The sequence below is a fragment of the Thermodesulfobacteriota bacterium genome, assembly GCA_031082315.1.
GTDB lineage: Bacteria > Desulfobacterota > QYQD01 > QYQD01 > QYQD01 > QYQD01.
This window is the reverse complement of the sequence record JAVHLC010000002.1, coordinates 198,337-219,131: the sequence shown is the minus strand read 5'-3', so window position 1 is coordinate 219,131 and position 20,795 is coordinate 198,337. Positions and strand designations below refer to the sequence as shown.

The window sequence follows — 20,795 nt, the reverse complement described above, 5'->3', positions numbered from 1 at the left end:
GGATAAGTTTTAGTTAGTACCCCTAGAGCGCCAAAGGAGGCATGGTTATGGCACTTCCAGCTGCGGACAAAGTTTTGGCCCAAAGGCCATCTTATGTGATCGGGAGACTTGGCAAGGGAAACAAGGTATGCCTGTTAAACTCTAAGGACATCTTAAGGGTGCTTAAAGATAAAAAGGCTATTGTTATGGCCTGTAACACGCGCATCAAACATGTCATCCCCGGGATTATGCGGGCGGCCGAAGAGTTGGACGCTGTGGTGGCTTTTGAGCTGGCCAAGAGCGAGGGCCATATAGACGGCGGTTATACCGGTCAGGACCCTGAGACCTATTTTACTACGGTTACCGGCTATGCAGAAGAGAGAAATTTTACCCGGCCTTTTTTCATCCATGGCGACCATATCACCGTCAAAAACACCTCGGATAAAGAGATCGAATCGGCCCGCCGGCTCATTGCAGCAGAACTGGCCGCCGGATACACCTCATTTGCTGTAGATGCCTCTTTTAATGAATTGCCGGATAACATCCGTATTACTGCCGAACTGGCCCGGCCCATTATTGACCAGGGTATCGGTCTTGAGGTGGAGGTGGGGGAGATAAAGTCTGCCGGCCAGGAGGCCATGTTGACCACGATGGAAGAGGCCGTAGCCTTTATTTCCGGCCTTAAGGCCACTGGTGTGCGCCCGGATATGCTGGCTATTAACAATGGCTCCAAGCATGGTAATTATCTGGAAGGAGAGAAGATATTTATCGATCTGGAGCGCACCGGTCATATCTACGAGGCCGTTAAAGGGGACGGGGTAGTAATTGCTCAGCATGGGATTACCGGCACTCCGCTGCATCTGATGGGCCGTTTTGCTGATTATGGTATTCGCAAGGGCAACGTGGGCACCCAGTGGCAGAATGTTGCCCATAAAGGACTGCCAGCCGGTCTAATGGAGGAAATGAGGGCCTGGGCCAGAGAGAATAACAAAGATATAAAGATGGCCACCAAGCCATTTAAACAAAAGATAGATAATATACCGTCCGAAAATAAGAAGATGATCGAAGATATGGCTTACGAAGAGGCCAAAGAGCTTATAACCGCATTCCGGGCGGTAGGTACGGCCTCCATAGTCATCGAAGGGCTTTCATAAAGAAGTAGTGTCCGTGGTCCGTTTTTATAGTGAACGTCATTTGTCACTGGTAAAAGAGCTCAATCTTCCAAACTCAACCAATGACTGATGACCAGTGACGGTATCAAACGGACACTACCCATGAAGAGGCATAATTGCGTATTATTGCCGGTACGGCTAAAGGACGGAACCTAGCGCCGATAAAAGGAAAAGGGATCCGGCCTACCAGCGACAAGATTCGGCAGGCTATTTTTAATATCCTGAACCAGGACTGGGATGAAGCCCGGGTGTTGGACCTCTTTGCCGGTACGGGTGCCTTGGGTGTTGAAGCCTTAAGCCGCGGGGCGTCAGAGGCAGTTTTTATTGACCACCATCCCTATGCCATTGAGACCATCAAAAAGAATCTCTTGCTCTGCGGTTTTTCCGAAAAAGGACGAGTCTTCCAGAAAAATCCGCTACATGGCCTGGGATTTCTGGAAAAGCCCGGACTCCTTTTTGATGTAATCTTTATGGACCCTCCTTACGGCCAAGGCATGGCCCGGAAAACGCTGGAGTTGCTGGCCCGGGGTAATTTAATGAAACCGGATGGGGTAGTGGTGGTGGAATGCGATAAGGCAGAGGTTTTATCTTCCCCTGCCGGTTTTCAGATACAGGATGAAAAAAGAGTTTATGGCCGAACTGCGGTCTATTTTTTTGAGAAAGAAGGAAAAAAAATTACCACAGAGAACACAGAGAAATGATTTAGGGTATTAATAAGTTCAAAGTGCAAAGTTTAAAGTTCACGGTTCAAAGTTCAGGGTTAAAAAACCGTGAACGTGGAACTCGGAACCGTGAACTTCTTTGGTTGCGGCTATGCCGCCCTGTGTACTCTGTGGTTAATCTTTTGATGTGGACGGGGGGAAGCAGGTGGGTAAGCATAGAATCGTGGGAGAGGTCGTTGCCGTCTATCCCGGGACGTTTGATCCTATAACTAACGGTCACATTGATGTAGTCAACCGGGCACTCAATATGTTTGACCGGGTTATTATTGCCGTAGCCGTAAACCCGACTAAAAAGCCCCTCTTTACAATTGAAGAACGCGTGGAGATAATCCGGGAGACTATTAATGAAAATCCACGGATAGAGATCGATACCTTTACCGGTCTCCTCGTAGATTATGTAGCCAACTGTCAGGCCAATGTTATTGTGCGCGGGCTGCGGGCTGTCTCGGATTTCGATTATGAATTTCAGATGGCCCTGATGAATCGCCGGCTCAACCGTAATATTGAAACTGTCTTTCTCATGACCGGGTTCCGCTGGATCTTTATCAGCTCTACCATGATCAGGGAAGTAGCAAGCTTGGGGGGATCAGTAGAAGGGTTAGTCCCGGATGTGGCTTGCCGCCGGTTGAAGGAGAAATTTAAGATATCCTAAATATTTTCCATCCAGAAAACCTAGGTTTTCTGGATGGAGCAGTCAGCACTCAGCTATCGGCATGAAGCCGGTCCACCGTTCACTGTTGACCGTTTACCGAAAGAAAATGTCGGACAACGGTTAACGGATAACAAACATGCTGACGGCTGACAGCGGATCTCTGAAAGCGTGAAGACGGAAACGATAGTTTCCGGATGAGCACTAACTATAAGATATCTTGTATTGCTCCAGATGCAGGTCTGAGTGGGACTGAATAGTAATTTGTTTCTTTATTTTCCGCTCAAGAAGTTCGATCTGTCTCGCTTCTTCGTTTAGAAACATCTCACTTATATCCGGATGAACGGAGATAGTGACACCCGGGGCTATTACATCAGCGGATTCTCTTTCAATCTTTCTGAATATCTCATAACAGATAGTTCGTCTTGATTTCAGAAATCCCTCGCCGTCACAGTAGAAGCAAGGTTCACAAAGAAGCCGGCCCAGGCTTTCCCGTGTCCTTTTGCGTGTCATTTCAATCAATCCTAACTCGGACATTTTCAATATAGTGGTCTTGCTTTTGTCTTTGCGGAGGGCTTCACGCAGGGCATTAAAGACCTCTTCACGATGCTTTTCCCTTTTCATATCAATAAAATCGATGATGATTAAGCCTCCTATATTACGCAGTCGCAGCTGATAGGCAACCTCTTTTACTGCCTCCAGATTGGTTTTGAGGATGGTTTCTTCCAGGTTTCTTTTTCCCACAAAACGTCCGGTGTTAATGTCGATAGCCGTCAGGGCCTCCGTCATTTCGATTACTATATAACCGCCGGATTTCAGCCAGACCTTTTTTTCCAGTGCCCGGGCCATTTCTACTTCAATACCATAGGCATCGAAGATGGGCGTGATGTTTGTATAAAGCTCTATAGAGGGTTTCAGATGGGAAGCAAATGTTTCCATGAAAGTAAGCACTCTCTGGTGCTCTTCCGGTGAATCAATAATCAAGCGATCTACTTCCTTTGCGAAGAGATCACGTGCGGCCCTCAGGGTAATATCCAGATCTTCGTATATGAGCGAGGGAACCGATGCGGAAGCGGTCCTTTTCTGAAGATTACCCCACATTCTAATTAGAAAATCCATCTCGACCTGTAGCTTGGCGACATCCACACCCTCGCTGGCTGTACGGGCTATAAAACCGACGCCAGCCGGATTAACGGCCTCAATGATGTCTTTGAGGCGTTTTCGCTCCTCCTCGTCTTCGATACGACGGGATACGCCGACATGCTCGGTCATGGGCATGAGCACTAAATTACGGCCGGCCAAGGTAACATAGGAAGTCAGCCGGGCCCCCTTGGTCCCTAAAGGCTCTTTGGATGCCTGGACTATTATATCTTGACCTTCGTGTAAAAGGTCTTCGATGTTCAACGAGGCCGGCGGGTGATATTCTGTATCTTTTTCCGGCAATTCTCCCGCCGTTTCACTCTCTGTATCTCGAGAAAGCATCATCATCTCGTACTCGGTTACCTGATTATAGATATCGGCTGCATGGATAAAGGCTGTCCGCTCCAGCCCTATATCCACAAAGGCAGCCTGCATCCCCGGCAAGACCCGAGTAACCCGGCCTTTATATATGTTACCGATAATACTTTTTTCCAGGCTGCGTTCCACATAGAACTCGACAACTAGGCCGCCTTCCAACAGGGCAACGCGGGTCTCATAAGGTGAGGCATTTATAATGAGTTCTGCAGGCATAAAGAATTTCCTTCCGCTACGGGATTATCCGGCAATTTCAGTATATGAAGATTCTTTAGTTCTTCTTCGGAAAGATTGAAGATAGACTCCACTATTTCTGTCGGCTTAGCCCCGACTTTTTGATGGTTCGCTAGGGATAGGGCGATAGTCCGGGCATCGATATATTGCAGGGTCTTCACCAGCGGTTTTATATCCACCCGCCGTGTGCTATCTTTTCTTTTCTGTTCTATCGGGAAGCTTTCCGCTGAGAGGAAGCGCTGTATCGGACCGGTCGTAAAGACGGCATTATCTGACCGTATCCGGTAATAGCTTGTTTCGGCAGTGGCAATTGTAAGCGCTTTTCCCGCGCCGTAGATAATAAGGCCCTCCGGCATCTCTTTTTGCAGACGAGAAGCCAGATCGTCCGGTCTAATCGGCCCCACCGTCGTTACGTCTGCATATTCAGCCACACTCTCCGTCCCAACCGGCAGGGCAGAGCTAAAAGACATCTTCGGCATGGGATGAAATCCCTTAGAATAGGCCGGATTAATGCCGGCCCTCTTCAGCGCCCGGCTGAAAATGCGCGTTATTTCCAGATGGCTAAGGAACCGCGCCAGTTCCAGTTTACCGTAGTAAATCCTTATGCGCGTTGTCTCTGTGGATTCCAGGCGTTTTGACGGGGTGAAACTATCCTGAAACGGCTCTGCAAGCCGGAGAACTCTCCCTTTCCCGTCGCAGACGCCGCAAAGGACACACCCATCCTTCCGGCAATCCGCTGTTGTTTCACCATGGACAGCCTTCTCTTTTTCTTTTATCAGGAATTCCTTATCTACGAGAGAGTCTATATGTTCCCAGGGCAATATTTCGTTAATGCCCCGTTTTCTTATATAAGATTCCAGCTCCAGGCCGGTTTCGGCTGCGGCCTGTTGCCAGAGAGAAAACCGGAATTGATCTCCCCAGCCATCGAGCCGGCAACCAAGCCGGTATGCGCGTTCTATAAGGGCTGCCAACCGGCGGTCACCCCTGGAGAAGACGCCCTCCAGCAAACTTTGCCGCGGGTCATGCCACTTGACCTGAATCCTCCGGTTTTGCAGGGCGTTTTTGATATAATCCAGCCGCTGCCAGCTCTCTTCGATGCCTATCTGGGCCTCCCATTGGAACGGGGTATGCGCCTTGGGGACAAAGGTAGAGATGCCCACGTTGACCTGGCAGCGCCTGCCGGTGTGGCGACCACAGGCCAACACCCGTTTGGCCAAGTCAGCTATGCCATCGAGATCTTCATAAGTTTCGGTCGGTAGCCCAATCATGAAATAGAGTTTTAAAAGGTTCCACCCGGCCTGAAACGCCTCCCTGGCCGTGGCCAGGAGGTCTTCTTCCGAGATATCCTTATTAATGACGGCCCTAAGCCTGGCGGTGCCGGACTCCGGGGCAAGTGTAAAACCTGTTTTACGGACCCGTTTTATCTCGGCCATGATCTCAGGGGTAAGGGTTCCCACGCGCAGGGAGGGAAGAGATATGGCCACCTGTTCACTGGAATAGCGATTCATAAGGGCCTTTATAAGCGCCTCCAGATTTACATAATCTCCCGTGCTGAGCGAGAGAAGGGAAAGCTCCTCATGGCCGGTGGCAGCTAGGGTCTCTTCGGCGATCCGGAGAATAGTCTTAGGATGCCTTTCGCGGACAGGGCGGTAGGTAATGCCCGCCTGGCAGAAACGGCAGCCGCGCGCACAGCCGCGTGATATCTCCAGGCTGATACGGTCATGGACCGGTTTTGTATGCGGGATCACGGGTCTCACAGGATACCGGGCCTGGTCGAGATCGCTCACTATCCGGCGTGAGACTTTTGCATAGCCCGCCCTGAGTGATTCGATAGCACAGATATTTCCTTCCGGGCCATAGGACATCTTGAAATAAGACGGTATATAGACGCCTTCAATCCGGGCCAATAATTCTAAAAGCTTATCTTTGCCATCTGCGCCTTCTTTCCAGCGGGAATAAGCATCGGCTATTTCAATTATGGCCTCCTCACCATCACCGATCAGGATGGCATCAAAGAAATCGGCCACCGGTTCTGGATTTACCGCGCATGACCCGCCGGCGATGACCAGTGGATAATTTTCATCTCTCTCCCGGGCATAGAAGGGGATGCCGGCTGTGTCTAATACGGTAAGCACATTCGTATAACAAAGCTCATAGGGCAGCGTGAACCCTAAGATGTCGAATTCCCGGAGCGGCCTTTGTGATTCAAGAGAAAGTAACGGATAATCCTCGCGGCGGAGCAGTTCCTCCAGATCAAGGTCCGGGGCAAAGGCCCGTTCGGCCAGGAAGTCCGCATGGTTGTTTACGATGTGATAAAGGATGGATAATCCCAGGTGGGACATGCCTATTTCATACAGATCCGGAAAGATAAGGGCCAGGCGCACCCTGGCCTTCTGCCAGTCTTTGCGGACGGCATTTATCTCAGTGCCCAGGTAACGGCCGGGTTTTCTCACCTGTGTCAGGAAGGGGTAGGACAAATCAGGATTCCTTTTTAATAGCTATCAGCGGTCAGCCAGCAGCTTAGGGCTGATAACTGAAAGCTTATATTAAATTTTTTATTTAGCTCTGCGCTCTTTGCGCCTTTGCGGTGAATGTTGTGATAAGGTATCAGAAAATGGCCGGTTTAGCAACAAAATGCACTGAGGGCTGGTGGTGGGGGGTTAAGGGGGATTTGAAAGAACCGGAGGAAGTGCCTGAACATGCATAGCGAGCGCATTCCCCGCTATTTGCGGCGGGGTTAGCGAGCGAATACGATGCATTTTACCTTGCATACGGAGATTCCCCGCAGCTTGCTGCGGGGAGCTTCAATAGTTCTCCTTTGCAGAGCTGAAAGCTGATAGCTGACGGCTGATTGCTTAGTTTTTTGAGGTGTGGCAGACATTACAGCCGCTCAGGGCCGTCGAAAGTGTGGCGCTCTTATAATCCCAGCGGATCATCTTGTAATTCGGCGATCCATGGGCACGGTGACAGGAAAGGCAGATAACCATGCTTGTGCTGTCAACGGTTGAAGTCGATGTCGATGGCGTGGACAGTGCTACCGGCGTTGTAGTCGAGTAACTTGTATAATCATCGTATTCTGATCCGGCGTAGCCGCCTTCTACCCCACTAAATGCAAAATCCGTAGGGTGCCTGAACCACGGCGAAGAAGAACCAACCTGTGTGGAACCTCCGAGATTTGCGTGCCCGTGAAAATTTCCGTGACAGGTGCCGCATAAGTAACTGATGCCGTCCGTCGTGGTTCCGGGTGTGGCCCCGCCCTTGTATCCATTGTGATGGGTGGAATCGGCCGTCTGTTCCCATTTATAACCAGTAGCATTTAACTCTACACCGTTTACGCCCCTTAGAAACCGGTAACTTTTGCCTGTACTGGTGCCATCTATGGCGCTGTCATCAGCATGATGCGCCCCTTTCATGGCCTCTACGACGGTATCCGCCGTTGCACCTTGGGTGCGATCGCCATGACAGCCATACACACCGGCGCAGTTAAGCTGAGTGGCCCATGAGGCCGGCCCGGTTCCGTAGCCACTGGGCGTGCCAGCACTTGCCTTGAAGCCCGGAGGTGCATCCATCGGCGAGCCTTCCTGAGCCTTAATTCCATACACATTGTGACCATATTTATCGCCAGTATTCACAGCCCAATAAAAATTACCCCCCGCCAGAGGAGAAGCAGGGGCGGCGCTATTCAGAACTACGGGGGTATTACTTACAATGGTATTGGCCGTACTGGAAAAATGACAACCAACGCAGTCATAAGACAGCAGACACGGGTTTGGGCTGGAATCCCCTGTCAACCCGCCGCTCCCGGAAGAATATTCCTGGGCCATGGACGCGCCGCCCTGGCTGTTGTGCATGGTATGACAGTTGTAACAGACGCCGGTGACCTTGGCGTGGGATAGATTTGGGATTACTACGATCAATGCCGCAATATATATAATGATTATTTGTAGTATTTTTACGTTATGCCGCTTGAGTTCCATGGAACGGACCGTCTCTTGAATATTTATTTTAAAATTTCCCAAACCCTATATAGAGCGATAATCTTGCCATTGTCTCCCCTCTTTAGATAGGTTTGAACCAGCTTGTGTCGTGCTGATGGCACACATAGCACGGATTGGAGCCCTTGTGGCCGCTGTCGATGGTGTGACAGCGCTGGCAGACCGTGAACCAGCCGTCTCGATCATTCCAGGTATCAAAGGTCACGACGCTTGAGCCGTTTATTTCCTTGCGGATGAGCATGCGGTTGGGGCTGCCATGGGCCTCGTGGCAATCAGTACAGGAAAGGACATAATTCTTGTCTGCTGTGTAGGGAGCCTTTCTTTTCGTGGCGTCCATACTGGCATCGGCCTGCCCGTGCGGGGATGTAGTCCAGTTCGGGCTCCTGATGTACGGCTGTGCACCGACGGTTGCGAACTGGGATTTCTGCGAGCTTGTCATCTGGCCGGTGCTGTAAGAGGCATTGTGGCAGTCCGTACAAAACGTCACATAATCCGGCATATTGGATCCGTCCAAGGTAACCGTACCGTCAGGCTCATAGGTCGTTGCGGAACCGGAAGAGTAAGGGGCCTGATAGACGTAGTTGCTCATCCGTTCGTTCGTGGCGGCGCCGTACACATTCCAGTCACCGTCATGCGTGGTGGGCCGGGATAGCGGAGACGTGCCTGCGCTCCCCGACGGGTAGCTATGCCTCTGCGCCCTGTGCGGATTGTGGCACCCGGAGCACGGATTCACCTTGGGGTTTGTGGCGCCGAATCCCCACTTGCTCTTCAAAAACGTTCTCACTGCCGTCAGCTGATGCGAAGAGCCCGTGGTGGAGCCGCAGGTTGATTGGGGCACGCCGCCTTCTGTGATAAAGCTGAACGCCTGTGCGATGCTGCTTGGACAGGTAAGACTGGTGTCCCCTCCGAATTTGTAACTGAAGGTGTATTGGTTGGGCATGCCTACCTGGCTGGAACTGCCGGCGTGGCAGCTGAGACAGAGCCCGGTATCCTGATCAGTATACAGGGTGGTGAAGACCAGCCATTTATCAGGCCCGCCGGTAGGGTCTGGTTCCACACCCTCAATACTGGCGTGCTGCTCATGGCAGTGGGCGCAGTGCCCCTTGGTATAGACGGAGGAAGTGCTCGTTCGGCTTACACCGTAAGAGGTATTCCCGTGGGCTGAATCAAGATAAGTCCCGGCATATACCGGATTTGTGGTCAAGAAGATACATATTGCAAGTGTGATTAAGGTATCTTTCATCTGATTAGATAAAGCCCCTCAGAGTTTGAACCTTACCATTTATTTTATCGGCAGATTGTGCCTATAACATTAGTTTTAAAAATGTTTTTCCAAAATCCATTTGAACCGGTCATTACTTTTTGCCTTGAGCCTTCCAGCTTTCAGCTTTGAACTATCACCCAGCTCTTATTTGCCTGCTTCCCCTTCCGTGCCGGTTTCCATGCGTTCACTCTTTTTAGGCTCTGTCTCGCTTATCGGCACCGGCGGTATGGATGTTACGCCCTTACTTTCTACGGCTCCGGCCGGCTCCGGCGCCTTAACCTGTTCTCCGGGGACCTCGACCCCTTCCGGCCCTACCGGTTCTACTTCCTCTGCCGCTTTTTCCGGTAAAACCTGCTCTATAACCTGTAACACCTGCACACGGTTATTAAACAAATCGGCTATAAAAACCCGACCGGTTTCATCCACCGTGATGTCCTTGGGATATTGCAGCCATCCCTCTCCCCATCCTAAGCCGCCAAATTCAAATATAAACCCGCCCTTGCGGTCATAAGCCGTCACCACATGGCGCATGTAATCGACGATAAAAAAAATCCCGGTCCGTTTGTCCAGCCCGATGCCCTGCGGCCGGCTCATCTTGCCGGTGCTGCCGCCCTTCTGACCGAATTTAAAGAGGAAATTACGGTCGGCATCATAGACATAGACATGGCTGGTCTCTTCACTTAACAGATATAAGCGGTCGTCCGGGCCGATCAGGACATCATTGACCGCCACCCTCTTCTTCTGGCCTTCCCCCTCTTCCTCCTGAAAAAAAGTCCCCTGAAAATTACCGAAACTGTCCAGGATGACGACTGCCGGGCTGTAAGTGCCGATAACAAATATTTCCCCGCGGCTATTTTCAGCTAATCGATACGGGATAAATTCCTCCGCCCCTATAAACCCGCTAAAATATATGTCCCGCATCCATTTAAGACAAGGGTCAAAGAGCGAGATACGGCCGCGCCGGTTATTCGGTCCCGCCCCCTGCGCTACCCATAGATAGCCGCGGGCGTCTATCATCACCCCCTGCGGGCTCTCAATGCCGTAGTTCTTATCTAATGTAAATAAGGGGAAAAAACTGGCATTGTAGATCAAAATGCGGCCCCGGCCTTCAATAATATAAACCTCGCGCTTAACAGGGTCCACATAGACATAAGAGGGATAGGAAATAAATTTTCCCTCTTCGTCCTGTGTAATCTGGCCTACATAGACTATCTTGTCCTTTGGAAAAGGTCCGGCCTGGGCGTAACTAAGAGAGGAAGAAAAATGAGGGATAAAAAAGAGAAAATTTAGCCACAAGGACACAAAGACACAAAGAAAAAGATAATTCTCGCTTTTTCTGGAGGCATTCATTCCCTTGTGTCCTGTCCCCCTGTAGCCGTCCGTCTCTGACGGGCAAGAAGGCTGATAGCTGACGGCAGATTAGTGTTCATCCGAAAACTACCGTTTCCGAATGAAAGCTCTCAGCGGTCAGCATTCAGCCGTCAGCATGTTTGTTATCCGTTAACCGTTGTTCGACATTTTCTTTCGGTAAACGGTCAACAGTGAACGGTGGACCGGCTTCATGCCGATAGCTGAATGCTGACCGCTCCATCCGAAAATTTTGACTTTTCGGATGGGAACTAATTAATATTCTTTTTGAGGTACCCTGTCAAGCTTCGTCCGCATAGCCACAAATACCACGCCTATGGCCAGCGCTATAAGACAAAGATCGGCAAGGGCCAGCACATAGTTTCCCGTGACCAGGTAACCGTCCTTCTTAAGTAAAAGATAAAAAAGCGAAAAGATGGTGGTAATCATCATGAATGAGGCCGGGATCAGGGTGATAAGGCCGACTTTTTTACCCTGGCGCATAAACCAGATACTAACCGCTATAAGCGTCAGCCCGGCCAGGAGCTGGTTGGCCGTGCCAAAAACCGGCCACAGGATAAAAAACGCCTGTTTATAGGCCAGGGCATACATTATGACCACGGACAGTCCGGCATTAAAGAGATACGACCTTAAAAGCCGGGGGACTCGCTTAAATATAACCCCCCATAACTCCTCGAAAAGATAGCGGTTCAACCGCACCGCCGTATCCAGGGTAGTGGCCAGGAATCCCTCTACCAGCAGGATACCGAAGATAGTCCCCAGATAAACCGGCATGTTTAGAGAACCATGCATGATCCGGCCGGTGGCCAGGGCAAAGGCCAGCACGGGGTTGCTGCGCGCGCCGGGGTCATCCGGGAAGACGATGCGTAGATAATCGCTATGGGTCAGGCTGCTGGCTACCACCACCAGGACAATGACCGCCAGAAGTCCTTCCAGCAGCATAGCGCCATAGCCTATCTTTTTAGCGTCACTCTCAGAGGCGCACTGTTTGGAAGTGGTGCCGCCGCACACCAGGGCATGAAACCCGGATATGGCCCCGCAGGCCACGGTGATGAAAAGAACCGGCCACATCAAACCAAGTTTTGCTGCGCCCATCTCCACGTTTATTAACGGCGCGCCGACGGCCAGGCCTGAAAACCCTCCTATGGCGATAGCCACGGTAAGAAGCACGATCCCGGCATAAAGGATGAAAGAGTTAATATAGTCCCGTGGCTGAAGGATGATCCAGACCGGAACTCCCGCGGCTACCAGGGCATACAAGGAAAGAATGAGCATCCAGTGGTCAGGCGAAAGGCTCAAAGGATATTTAAAGCCTGTCAGCACGGAAAAAAGGCATACGGAAGAGGCCAATACGGCAGCCAGGCCTGGCTTAATCTTTTTCTTATAAAGCAGATACCCGATTGCAGGGGCCATGAAGGTAATAACGATAACTGAGGTAGAGGCAATACCCCCGATAGCCCCTTGCACCGTCCCTGTTCCTGCATCCGTCACCGTGCGCAGAATGGTCTGGTTTTTATCCAACCCGATCACATCAAGGTCAACTACCGAGGTCAAGGCCGTGGCCGTGAGTCTGAGAAAGGCGCCGGTCACCAGGAAGACCATAGTAAGAGTAAAAAGAATAAACAGCACAAAACCGGCATTACCCATGGATATGCGGGCCACTTCCGCCATAGAGCGCCCCTTTTCGCGCATACTGACAAAGAGGGCCGTATAATCATGCACGGCGCCGAAGAAAACTGTACCGGCCACGATCCATACCCAGGCCGGGGCAAAACCATAAACTAAGGCCACCACCGGGCCGATAACAGGGCCGGCCCCGGCTATGGAGGCGAAATGATGGGAGAATACAACGGAAGGTTTTGTAGGCACATAGTCTATACCGTTATAATAGGCAACTGCCGGCGGCTCATTTTCATCGCTGGCGCCAAGAATGCGTTCAATGCGTCCGGCATAGAACCTGTAAGCCAGAAAAAAAGCTATAAGACTGATTAGAAGATAAAATAAGACGTTCACCCGTGCCTTGCCCCCCTTTAAAATGGGTTATCCTGTTTCAAAAATGCGTACAAGATAGCCCTAACTTCCCTTTTTGCCAATATAAAATTGATTTTCTCCTTTCACCGCAAAGGCGCAAAGGGCGCAAAGAAAAAAAACATATTTTTAGGTTCTTTCTCATTTCAAGTGGGTAATCCAAACATCTCCGAGCGATTCTATTGTCTGTCATCCCCGAATGCCTTTATCCCCGATACAGGCACTCGGGGACGGATACGGGTTTAAAAACCAGATTCCCGCTCAAAAGCGTTGCGGGAATGACAAAAAATGGAGTTTTGTAAGAGGCTCACTTAAATGAATCTGGAAATCAAGAAATCAGGAATAGAACGCATTTTTCTTCATGAGTTTCTGAGTTCCAAATCTAAGAACCTGTAGCATTTCGGGCTGTTGAAAGCTAGCAGATATTTCAGTCCACCGGCATCCTTACCGATAATAAACGATATGTATGCCCCAGGAGTTGGCCACAGGAACATGCTAAGGTTATTGGCACATATAGGTATAATCCTCCTCCTGTCACTGGCTAGTTTTAATTGCAGCCCTTCAGACGAGAGGGCCAATCCCATTGCAGGCCCATCAGCGAAGGCCGATGAGAATAATCCCCCCTCGTCCCCCTTTAGTAAGGGGGGGAATATGTTAGGTTCCCCTTTGGGAAAGGGGGATACAGGGGGATTTTCAAATGAAATATCCAAACGTGACGGAAAACAATCCAAGGCCGACAGCAAACTCCGCATACGTCTGAGGCGCGATGCGAAGGGAAAGTATTCCTGGGAGATAACTGGTGATGATGTAAGGCAAATAATAGATGCGGACCGGCGATTGAGGAAAAAAATCGGGACCGGCGGGGGGGAGGATTAACCATAGAGCACACAGAGAAAATAAGAATATCAATAAATTGAGAGTTTCTTGCAAAAGCCTCCATTCTGTCATTCCCGTAGCGATTCTGAGCGGTAATCTGGTTCTAACTGCCTTAAAAACCATATCCCCGATAGAGGCATTCGGGGATGACAAGCAGTTTTGCAAGCGCCTCTCTTGTGTCATTTTAGTTGGTTGAGAGAGTATTCTTAAATCTCTCCCAACCTCCCTTTTCAAAGGGAGGAGAGACACTTCCCCCTTCGGAAAAGGGGGATTGAGGGGGATTTTAGCGTTTAGCCGTCAGTAAAAAATAAGACAAACAACAGCTTAAGCTGAAAGCTGATAGCTGACTGCTGACCGCTGCATCCAGTAAACCGGAGTTTTCGGATGTAAATTAACTACGCTCCTTCTCTAAGAAATGCACCGGGCAGGAAGACCTGAACTGACAGTAATCCAGGGGATGGGGACAGGCCGGCGGCTTTGTCTTGATGGGTTCCTGGTATTTCTGACAAAAGTATTCGTTGTCACCTGAAAATCCCCCCTCGCCCCCCTTTGTTAAAGGGGGGATTTTAGCTTGCCCATTTAGCAAAAGGGGGGTTTTAGTTTGTCCCTTTACTAACGGGGGGATCTTATTACTTCCCCCTTTGGAAAAGGGGGATACAGGGGGATTTTCGGCATCCTTTGATTCATTCCAGTCAATGCAGCGGCCCGGGCAGGCAACAATGGCCTCGTTGATCTTGTCTTCCGGATACGTCTCTAAATCCAGTATCTGGGCATACCCGAGATTTTCATCGACCCTGAAGACCTCCGGGCATATCTCCTCACATGCGCCGCAGGCCTTGCATTCCTTCGGGTCTATATAAAGACGTTTCGGCATGTCCATTACAAAAAATTTCACCGCAGAGCGCGCGGAGAACGCAGAGAAAAATTATATCTTCCTTTGCGTCCTCCGCGTCTTTGCGGTGAAAAATCCTATTCTGTCTCCTGTTTTCCTAGAAGCTCAGCGTCAGGCTGTGGTCGATCTGATAGACGTCATCCGTGTTGTAATTGTTAGCGCTCGCACCCTTGAAGAAGTCGCCCGTCCACAGGTAGCCGAAGTGCAACTCATAGGCCAGATTGCTCATGATCTGGTACTTCAGGCCCAAATCAAACTCGGTGCCGAACTTGTCGTCCTGGTAGAGAGTGCTGTTGACCTTGTCCGCATAGGCCACGGCCAGGGCGCCGTGCAGGGCCAACTGGGGATTGACCTGGTAGTCGGCATAGAGCCAATAGACCTGTGAACCTGTTGCGGTATCGTTTGCGCCACCGTCAGTTCCCGGGAGGCCAAACTGTTCCCCGGTGGTATTGGAATAACCGGCCTTCCTCGTCGTATCCATGAGCGAAGAATTCAGGATGTTGCCGTATGGACCATAGACGATATAGAGCGGCTGGAAGTCCAGGCCGGAGGCCGGACCTACGTCATAGTCGCTGTCGCTGTCATTGTCATCGCCGGAGGTAAAGGCCGTGGCCACACCGACCGTGAGCGCTTCCTTTTTCATGCCGAGGTTGACATAGTAACCCCAGCCGCCCCGGTCGATGTCCTGCGTGGCGCCATAGTAATCTGTATAGTCGCCGTCATTGAGCATGAGTTCGCCCTCGAAGAACCAGGTGTTGGTCGGGTCATTGGCCGTCAGGCCGAAGACGTAGTCATATTGATCGGCCTTCCAGGTAGTACCGGTAGCAGACCCACTCCGGTCACGGACGTAGTTGATGCCCGCGCCGATGGAGTAACAAGGCTGGGCATAGCTGAGGACCAGCGAATAGCGGTCGATGTCCTCATCCGCAGCGTTGTTGCCGGAGGTAGCGCTGTTTTCCTGCCGTTTCTCCATGAAGGCGTTCAGACCGAAGCCGTTCCACAGCGGCGAGGTATATTCGATGTGGTCCAGACACATCTCGGTGTTGGCCCAGCCCGTAAAATAGGTGTAATTGCCGGCCATGCGGCCCACCATAAGGGTACCATTAGGCGTGGCCCATTCGATGTAAGCAGCATCCCAACTGATGTTGGTGGCATCAGCTCCAAAGGCGTCCACTCCTACCTCACCGGCACAGGAACAAGCGCCGCTGGTCTTACTGCTTCCCCACATCTGGTTGTTAAAAATGCCGATGGCGGTATGGAGTTTCAGGTTGTCGGTTATCTTGAATACCGGCTCGATGCACAGGAAATGATCCCACCAGGCCTCCGGGCTGCCGTAATTGCCGGGAAAATCGCCTGGATCAGTGTAATCAGCGTCCGCTGGCGAAGAATTATCAACAGCGGCTGGTACGGATGATCCATCCCACGGCGTAACCATACCCTGATTAGCATTGCTCTGATAGAAACCCCGCACCTGGTAGTAACCGCTGATGCTTACCTCCACGGCCATAGCCGGCAGCGCCATAGCGGCCACGAACAGGGCGACAGCTATAATTATTAGACCTTTCTTCATATCTTTCCTTTCTCCTTTCTCCGTTTTTGTGTTTTCACCGCAGAGCACGCAGAGAAAAAAATTTTATCCGTGTCTCCGTGTCGTTGTGGCTAAAAGTCCTTTCTCTGGCCATTGACTACTGACTCTTCTATTAACGGATTTTTCCGCCCCAGCCACGTCGCGGCAGGGATGCCGCTCCTACGGTTTGATAGCTTTCAGCTTTCTGGCTTTCGACTAACGATTACCTCCTTTCCTGCGACGGTCTCTTATCACAAAACAAATGCGGATGACAACAGAAATGTGTCATTCTGTTGTGTTACTTCTCGGCACCTGCGGTTTCGGAGTTAAACGGCCAGACGATGTGATGCTGCGATTGGTTGCTACATGCGTTAAAGACTTTCGGAAATCTCCTCCATAAATGCGGTAAGGTCCTTAATGGCGGTGGGAATGCTTTTATAGAGAATGTATTGAGTCATTGAGGACAGGCGTAGGGTGGGCTTTGCCCACCATCATTGGCGGCGCAGCGTGGTTTTGGTGGGCGGAGCCCACCCTACATAGCTGATGCCCCAGATTATCTCTGCTTGACAAGATCGCCTGATTTATTGAATAATTATCGTACTAAAATACATTCTAAGCTCAGAGAGCACCGCTTACCGGTCGCTCTCTTTGACTATGCCGGATAAAGTCCAGTAATGGCAACATACGAGAAATTACTTGCGCGCATCCTGAGTGGCCGGGCAAATGCCAATATTAATTTTGATGAGCTACGCAACCTTTTAATCCGCCTGGGCTTTCAGGAGCGGGTCCGTGGCAGCCACCATATCTTTGTGAGACCCGGTGTCGAGGAATTGATCAATCTTCAGCGCGAGGGCAAAACGGCAAAATCCTATCAGGTCCGGCAGGTTCGCGCGGTAATTACGCGGTACAAGCTTGGAGGCGATGAGTGATGCACAAGTACGAGATCATAATTTACTGGAGTGAAGAGGATCAGGTTTTTGTTGCGGAAGTCCCCGAGCTTCCGGGGTGTACTGCACACGGGCGTTCGCCGGATGTCGCTTTAACCAATTGTCAAGAGGCGATCGGCCTCTGGTTGGACACTGCGAAGGAGTTCGGCAGGCAGATCCCGGAGCCCAAGGGTCGACGACTCCAATATGCCTGATACCTATCAGACGTAGGGTGGGCCTTGCCCACCATCATTGGCGGCGTAGCGTGTTTCGGTGGGCGGAGCCCACCCTACTCCGCGTGCTCTGCGGTGAATAAGTGGTGAACAAAAAAACCGGCCCTGGAATTACTCCAGGGCCGGTTTTTTATTTACTAACCAGGCCAGATGCCCGGCCTGCAAAATGTCAGTCAGTCAATGGTTTGTTACTTTCTTTCACCCTTTCACCGCAAAGGCGCAAAGAACGCAAAGTAAATATGCTTTTTTCTCTGTGTTCTCTGCGGTGAAAAGTCTTACCCATCACTTGTCACTCAGTACTCATCACTTAGAAACTGAGGGTCAGGCTGTGGTCGATCTGATAGACGTCATCAGTCCTGACCGAAGCCGAACCGACCTTAAAGTAGTCGCCGGTCCACAGGTAGCCCATATGTAGCTCATAGGCCAGGTTGCTCATGATCTGGTACTTCAGACCGAGGTCTAACTCCTTGCCGAACTCATCATCGACACCAGAAGTGGTCTTTTCCGCGTATGCTACACCCAGAGCGCCGTGCACGGCCAACTCCGGGTTGACCACGTAGTCGGCAGAGATCAAATAGACCTGAGCGCCGGTATTTTGCATGCCGGTATCAAGCGTCATAGCGGCACCATAGCCGCCGGTCTGGCTGGTCAGGATATTGCTGTACGGACCGGTCGCGATGTAGAGCGGCATGAAGTCCAGGCCGAAGGGCGTGCCCCGTTCGTCGTCAGTAGTAGCAGCGCTGTTATCGTCGCCGGAGCAGAAGGCCGTGGCCAGACAGGCCGTAAGTGGGCCCTTTCTCATGCCGGCCGCGGCATAGTAGCCCAGACCATCATAGTCATAATCCGTGCCGCTATCGGAATCATATTCACCGTCCCGGTACTGAAGTTCGCCCTCGAAGAAGAAGGTGTTCGTGGGGTCGTTCAACTTCAGGCAGAAATTATGGTTGATCTTGTCAATCCTTGCAGTAGCGTCAGATTGCCGGTCACGGTACCAGTCCGGGGCATAGCCGACGTACAGGCCGGGGCAGGCATACTGCAGGATGGCGAAATAACGGTCATGATCCTTATCCGCTTCATCCGTGCCAACACTGCCTTCTACCCGTTTTTCGTGGCCGAGGACCACGTTGAAGCCGCTATAATTCGGTGACACATAGACGATGCGGTCGGCATCCAGCTCGGTGTTCCCGAAGGGCAGAAAGAATGTGTAGTTACCGGCCATGCGACCGACCTTCAAGGTGCCCTTGGGGGTGGCCCACTCGATGTAGGCGCGGTTGAAGATAATGTTGTCCGCGGCAGTATTAAAACTCGACGGAGTAAGATCGTTATCTGCCACAGCGCCGGAAGTATTGGTGCTTCCCCACATCTGGTTGTTAAACATAGAGACGCGGGTTACCAGCTTCAGATTGTCGGCCACTTTAAAGACCGGGTTCAACTGGAGCATGTGATCCCACCAGGCCTCCGGGTCGTCGGCATTGTAAGCACCATGCTCAGCGCCCGCATCCCAAGGTGTTACCATGCCGCTGTCGGCATTGCTCTGATAGAAGCCGCGCACCCTGTAGAAACCGCTCAGGCTCATATCCACGGCCATAGCCGGGAGCACCATAGCGGCCACAAACAGGGCAGCAGCTATAATAATTAGACCTTTCTTCATATCTTTCCTTTCTCCTTTATCCGTTTTGTTTAGCTGTCAGCATTCAGCTTTCAGCTATCAGCCTTTACTTCTGTATTCTGTCTTCTGACTACTGATTATTGACTGACTTTCATTTACTTGCAGGCCGGGCGTCTCGCCCGATTACGTTTCAGCTTTCAGATCCACCTCCTTTCATTTAGTCATTGGTCACTTGTCACTGGTCAATTGGAAGATATTAAAAACCACTGACTAATGACCATTGACCATACCAAGCAATGACCGTGCCATGCTAGCGTATAGCGTATAGCGAATAGCGAATAGTGTGAAATTATTCATGTTTTTGAACTTTGAACTTTGAACCTTAAATTTTAAACTTCCCGCCCTCTGTGGCAAAAAAGGCACACAAGGATCGGTAAAGGACACAACATCAGTGAATCCCTCTTCACCCTTGTAGCATCTCTTAGCAAAATAAATCCGGGGCTGTCAAACAAAAAAGCCAGCGATAAGGATCGCAGCAAGATGTTGCTCCTGCATTAAATTAAATACCCCAGTTCAATGAGGAAGTGCAACACTTGGAGAAATGGCCTTATGGCTGGTACTCTGGGTGGATATGGGAAAAAAATACAGGCACATCAGTCTTGAAGAGAGGGACAGGATAGCGGAGATGAAGTCGTTGGGGCACACGGTGACAGAGATAGCTGAGGCGTTGGGGCGCTCAAAGAGCATCCTGTCGAGGGAGTTGAGGAGGAACGCTACGCCTGCATACAAAGTGTACCTGTCGCACAGGGCTCACGAGCGTGCAATTACGAGGAAGCAAGAGGCAGGCAGCCGACCGAGGCTCAAGAATGAGCAGGTTGTCTCGTATGTTCGCAGTAAGCTCAAGCAGGGTTTGTCCCCCGAGCTCATAGCGGGAAGAATACGACTGGAACATTCAGGGCTCGGCATAAGCCACGAGGCCATCTATCAGTACATCTACCATCCGAAGACAGAAGGGAGGGCTGAACTGATAGGACACCTTGTGCGGGGGCACCGCAAACGCAAAACCAAGGGGATAGGCAGAAGGGAGCGTAAAACCAAGATTCCCAACCGTATCCCGATAGAGGAGAGGCCTATCTCGGTAGAGAACCGGAGTCGGTTTGGTCATTGGGAAGGTGACTCGCTGGTATCGAGGAAAAGCCTTGCGGCCCTGAACTCACTGGTGGAGCGCAAAAGCAGGCTTCTGTTTTTGACAAAACTTAAGAGGAAGTCGGCAGAGCTGACTTCGGATACCGTGATACGAAGGCTTCATGAGCTCCCCGAGAAAGCTAGACGCACGCTGACGCTGGACAACGGGACCGAGAATGCTCAGCATGAGGTGATCACAGATGCCATAGGCATGCAGTGCTATTTCGCTCGTCCTTATGCTTCGTGGCAGAGGGGAACCAACGAAAGCGTCAATGGTCTGGTCAGGCGGTACTTCCCAAAGGGTACTGACTTTAGTAAGATAACGGATGAACAGGTGGCAATGGTCGAATCAATCATTAACAACAGGCCCAGAAAATGCCTGGGCTACAAAACACCGCTTGAGGTCGCTTCTACTTTTGTTGCACTTCGACCTTGAATGTGGGATAATAAAAAACTACCGTGCGTTCTTTGCGCCTTGGCGGTGAAAGGGGTTTTAGCGTGAATCTTTTCACGATTACTTTTTTTGTTTAAGATTTTTTTGTTTTCCCCCGATACAAGTAAACACAGCACTATAACATTCT

The 20,795-nt window shown here is 50.9% G+C and carries 16 protein-coding genes; 7 read left to right on the top strand and 9 right to left on the bottom strand.

Features of this window, described 5'->3' with window-relative positions; genetic code table 11:
- Positions 1-47: 47 nt before the first annotated feature.
- The 3 genes from RDU59_02870 to coaD all read left to right on the top strand — a co-directional run bounded on the left by RDU59_02870 (position 48) and on the right by coaD (position 2,525).
- On the top strand, positions 48-1,133 hold the full coding sequence (locus tag RDU59_02870; GenBank protein ID MDQ7837418.1) for a class II fructose-bisphosphate aldolase: 1,086 nt from the start codon (positions 48-50) through the stop codon (positions 1,131-1,133).
- A 134-nt stretch (positions 1,134-1,267) separates the two neighbouring features.
- Positions 1,268-1,852, top strand: a complete 585-nt coding sequence (gene rsmD / locus RDU59_02865; GenBank protein MDQ7837417.1) for a 16S rRNA (guanine(966)-N(2))-methyltransferase RsmD — start codon at positions 1,268-1,270, stop codon at positions 1,850-1,852.
- Between the two features lie 166 nt (positions 1,853-2,018).
- Entirely contained in the window at positions 2,019-2,525 is a 507-nt protein-coding gene (coaD, locus tag RDU59_02860; protein ID MDQ7837416.1) for a pantetheine-phosphate adenylyltransferase, read from the top strand.
- 201 nt (positions 2,526-2,726) lie between these two features.
- Here the strand turns inward: coaD and RDU59_02855 are convergent, their stop codons facing one another.
- From RDU59_02855 to RDU59_02830, 6 genes are all read right to left on the bottom strand, one after another.
- The gene (locus tag RDU59_02855; GenBank protein ID MDQ7837415.1) at positions 2,727-4,253 is read right to left on the bottom strand and encodes an Rne/Rng family ribonuclease; all 1,527 of its coding nucleotides are present in this window, start codon (positions 4,251-4,253) and stop codon (positions 2,727-2,729) included.
- Positions 4,232-6,748, bottom strand: coding sequence for a TIGR03960 family B12-binding radical SAM protein (locus tag RDU59_02850; protein ID MDQ7837414.1), 2,517 nt, complete (start codon positions 6,746-6,748; stop codon positions 4,232-4,234). The genes RDU59_02855 and RDU59_02850 overlap by 22 nt, the downstream gene beginning before the upstream one ends.
- Before the next feature lie 378 nt (positions 6,749-7,126).
- Positions 7,127-8,248: a cytochrome c3 family protein gene (locus RDU59_02845; GenBank protein MDQ7837413.1), complete on the bottom strand. Its 1,122-nt coding sequence runs from the start codon at positions 8,246-8,248 to the stop codon at positions 7,127-7,129.
- A gap of 82 nt (positions 8,249-8,330) precedes the next feature.
- Complete coding sequence (locus RDU59_02840; protein ID MDQ7837412.1) at positions 8,331-9,509, bottom strand: hypothetical protein; 1,179 nt, start codon at positions 9,507-9,509, stop codon at positions 8,331-8,333.
- A gap of 165 nt (positions 9,510-9,674) precedes the next feature.
- Positions 9,675-10,880: an NHL repeat-containing protein gene (locus tag RDU59_02835; protein MDQ7837411.1), complete on the bottom strand. Its 1,206-nt coding sequence runs from the start codon at positions 10,878-10,880 to the stop codon at positions 9,675-9,677.
- A 273-nt stretch (positions 10,881-11,153) separates the two neighbouring features.
- Positions 11,154-12,911: a carbon starvation CstA family protein gene (locus RDU59_02830; GenBank protein ID MDQ7837410.1), complete on the bottom strand. Its 1,758-nt coding sequence runs from the start codon at positions 12,909-12,911 to the stop codon at positions 11,154-11,156.
- A gap of 507 nt (positions 12,912-13,418) precedes the next feature.
- Here RDU59_02830 and RDU59_02825 point away from each other — a divergent pair.
- Positions 13,419-13,802, top strand: a complete 384-nt coding sequence (locus RDU59_02825; GenBank protein MDQ7837409.1) for a hypothetical protein — start codon at positions 13,419-13,421, stop codon at positions 13,800-13,802.
- 391 nt (positions 13,803-14,193) lie between these two features.
- Here RDU59_02825 and RDU59_02820 read toward each other — a convergent pair whose 3' ends face one another.
- A complete protein-coding gene (locus RDU59_02820) occupies positions 14,194-14,682 on the bottom strand; it encodes a ferredoxin (GenBank protein ID MDQ7837408.1) in 489 nt (162 codons plus the stop codon).
- Between the two features lie 109 nt (positions 14,683-14,791).
- Positions 14,792-16,264, bottom strand: coding sequence for a hypothetical protein (locus tag RDU59_02815; GenBank protein ID MDQ7837407.1), 1,473 nt, complete (start codon positions 16,262-16,264; stop codon positions 14,792-14,794).
- A gap of 671 nt (positions 16,265-16,935) precedes the next feature.
- Between RDU59_02815 and RDU59_02810 the strand changes: the two genes are divergently transcribed.
- Complete coding sequence (locus tag RDU59_02810) at positions 16,936-17,190, top strand: type II toxin-antitoxin system HicA family toxin (protein MDQ7837406.1); 255 nt, start codon at positions 16,936-16,938, stop codon at positions 17,188-17,190.
- Positions 17,190-17,402, top strand: coding sequence for a type II toxin-antitoxin system HicB family antitoxin (locus tag RDU59_02805; protein MDQ7837405.1), 213 nt, complete (start codon positions 17,190-17,192; stop codon positions 17,400-17,402). The genes RDU59_02810 and RDU59_02805 overlap by 1 nt, the downstream gene beginning before the upstream one ends.
- 325 nt (positions 17,403-17,727) lie before the next feature.
- Here RDU59_02805 and RDU59_02800 read toward each other — a convergent pair whose 3' ends face one another.
- Positions 17,728-19,071, bottom strand: a complete 1,344-nt coding sequence (locus RDU59_02800; protein ID MDQ7837404.1) for a hypothetical protein — start codon at positions 19,069-19,071, stop codon at positions 17,728-17,730.
- A gap of 559 nt (positions 19,072-19,630) precedes the next feature.
- Between RDU59_02800 and RDU59_02795 the strand changes: the two genes are divergently transcribed.
- Positions 19,631-20,650: an IS30 family transposase gene (locus RDU59_02795; protein MDQ7837403.1), complete on the top strand. Its 1,020-nt coding sequence runs from the start codon at positions 19,631-19,633 to the stop codon at positions 20,648-20,650.
- Positions 20,651-20,795: the final 145 nt, after the last annotated feature.